Genomic DNA, 3,046 nt, shown 5'->3' with positions numbered 1-3,046 from the left:
CTTTATTAATTAATAAAGAATTTCAATTTGTAAAGAGTAAATTTTTTAGAATAAATTGAGGTTTTCTATTGGTTTTTATAATTTTAGAGTTCTTAGAAACGCTTTAATATAATTAAAAAAGGAGTTTTATATAAAAATGGATAATAGATTAAATAAACATTTTTATTTTATTTTTGATTATGTCTATAATGTTTTCGGTAATTAAATATAAAGAATTAAACGATAAATATCAATTAAAATCTAAGGAATTAAGAGATTTAAAAAAATTTTATTCCTTTGAAATGAAAATACAATTTTTTTGCTCTCAAAAAGAAGGGATGCGTCAAAATGAGCTATTAAAAAGAAATTAGATATTAAAAATATCAAACAAATTTATCGTTGGCGCTAATAGGTTACATAATAATCAAAGTTATCGTTTGCAACAGGGCGCAAAAATAAACGCTATAATGGTGTAATATAACTAATTAATACGCAGGTAATAATTGCGTAATATCACGATAAAATTAGAAATACCGTCGGTTCTTAAATTGAAAGAAATAATAATTACAACAGACACGAAAGCAGAATGATACGAAATAATTAACCAAGAAGTTCTCGTAAGACGATAACTCATACGGACAAAGGTCAGAGACCGCTAAGCGAAAAAGAAAACATAGCAAGAATGAAGTCTAAGTCAGCAAGTTATTAAGGAATCCGATTATTTTGAATTTTAGTTTGAATTACATCTAATATAAAATAAATCGGGGAAATATTTAGATATTATCACGAGTAGCGAGAACATCGCGAATTCAAATATGTTCTACCAAAATTCGGTAGCATTATCGCACCTAAGTGAGTTAAGGCGCAATATATACGGATATTTGAGAATCCTAAAAGCTATATTATATTAGGGAATAAAAAGCCTAATAGGCACAAGAGCAAAGAGGCTGGTATAGTGTAAGTTGTATCAAAGCAAAACTTAATTTGGAATAATTAAGATAATCGGACTGACCACGGAGAGGGATAACAACCCTTACAGGGCCAAAGTAGCTAACCAAAGTATGAAGGCGCTTTGCTGAAAACCGTGTGCTTGGAAACTTGCTTGCACGGTTTGGAGGGAGACCAGTTTGTAATAAAGTTAGGAAATACAAAGCTCTGATCTAACTGAAACGTATCTGATTTATCCCTATATACCGAATGTAAAGGCGTTGATGAATTGTTAAAATTTATGGATTAAATTCTTATAAAAACATTTTGTCAGTTGATAAAAAACATATGAAATTAATAAACAAAATAAATCCCAAACTATCAAAAGGTCAAACACTTCATTAACCTTAACCTAATTAAGTTGTAAAAATGCCTAAAATAAAAATAATATAGATATAGAAAGGAAGAAAAACTCATGACTAAATTCACAAAAATAATCAGTTTCTTGATTTCATCGAAGAATAAAATTCCAACAGAAAACTAACTAAAACAACTTTTTTTCCAAGAAGACGGCATAATTATTGATTTAATCAGTGAATGCGATTCCAACGGAGAAGAACTAATCACAACAAATCATTACAAATCTGATTGCAAAACCATTGATGACATCGAGGAATACGGTCATAATGACGACAGTGCAAAAATTTGGTTTCACGTTGTTATTGTTTTTATTCATAAAATATTTTCTAAAATTTGTAAATAATATGGCCTTTTAATCATCAACGAAAAAAGTATTAATGGTCATGGAAAAATTAAGTCAGTAAACTAAATTTCATTATACAGAATGCAGAAGAAAAAAATAAATATTATCTTTAAACATGCTATGCTGAAAATTATAGAACAAAGGTTACGAAAAAGGTTTAACAATAGATGTTTAATATCTTCTTATATTTTTTAGTTAAAATTGTAGCTATGCAACAAGCAATAACGAAAACTCTTAAAAACTAAAACAAATTGTTAATCCAAAATCCTTAAAATAAATAAACTGTATTAAAATACAGTGTATTGAATAACAGTCTATTTATAAAAAGAAAAAATTGTCAAATAAAAAAATGAAAAAAAATAAACAAATCAAAAAATCTTACTTAAAAAGGAGAAATCAACATGGGAGAAAATAAAATGAAAAAATCAAAACCTTTACAAAAAAAAACTGTTATTTCTATCTTTTTATTTTTATTATTTATTTTATTATCATTGGTATCTTTTTATAATTGTAAAATAACAACAAATATCAAAGAGCAAATGAAAAAAACTAATCATGAAATAACAAAGATTAAAAAAGATTTTCAAAAATTATCACAACTAACCGAAAACAAAATTCAACAAATAGAAAAAGCAAATCATTTTGACATTTCTTCTTTATTTTTCCAAAAATACAAAGTAGTTGAAAAAGATTTGGTAATTAATTTATTCAAATCAGCGAAAAAAGAAGCACAAAAAAATAAAATAATGGAGCTATTAATTTTTCTTGATCAATGTGACACGATTTTTACAGATTTAGGTAGTTTGGAAGCTAATTCGGATACAGCAAAAAATGTTGTTAATCAATTCAAAACCGAATTAACTTCAAATGAAAATGATGTTTTAACCATCCTGTTTTTATTATCGCAGCAACTAAAATCACTTTTCAGAAAATTAGATGAAGCTATTAAATCAAGATTTGATTATAAAACAGAAGTTAAAGTTGGCGATTTTAAAAATCATAAAGATTTTTTAGAATTTATGATTAAAAAAAGAGGTAATGAATATTCAGAAAAAGCCAAAAATTATTTAGTTGAAGATATTAATAACAAATTAAATGAATTATTACTTTCAAGAGAAAAAGAAATAAAATCTAATAGAGTTTTAGAAAACTTTTTAAAAGTTATTACAAGAGTCAATGAGAGAGCTATCAATATTTCGAATACAAATAGAGGCAATTCCGTTAAGATTACTATTGAAGATATTCAAAAAGCTTATGCCAAAGTTTACAATACTGATGAATTTCCAGAACCAATATTAAAAAGAGTTATTTATAAATCTGATGATAAAACAATTGATTACATCGAAAAATACGAATACGATTCCAATGAAAAAATAA

General features: G+C 25.8%; 1 protein-coding gene and 1 pseudogene. Both read left to right on the top strand.

Annotated elements, in window-relative coordinates; genetic code table 11:
* Window positions 1–1,477 precede the first annotated feature (1,477 nt).
* A pseudogene (locus tag RI76_RS03380) lies at window positions 1,478–1,669 on the top strand (DUF2963 domain-containing protein); the annotation flags it as partial.
* Window positions 1,670–2,070: 401 nt separating this feature from the next.
* Window positions 2,071–3,046: ATP-binding protein (locus RI76_RS00440; protein WP_222831821.1), on the top strand; the 976-nt coding region annotated here is incomplete at its 3' end.

Source organism: Milkweed yellows phytoplasma str. MW1 (assembly GCF_000309485.1).
Lineage (GTDB): Bacteria > Bacillota_I > Bacilli_A > Acholeplasmatales > Acholeplasmataceae > Phytoplasma.
This window is presented reverse-complemented; position numbering and strand designations above follow the sequence as displayed.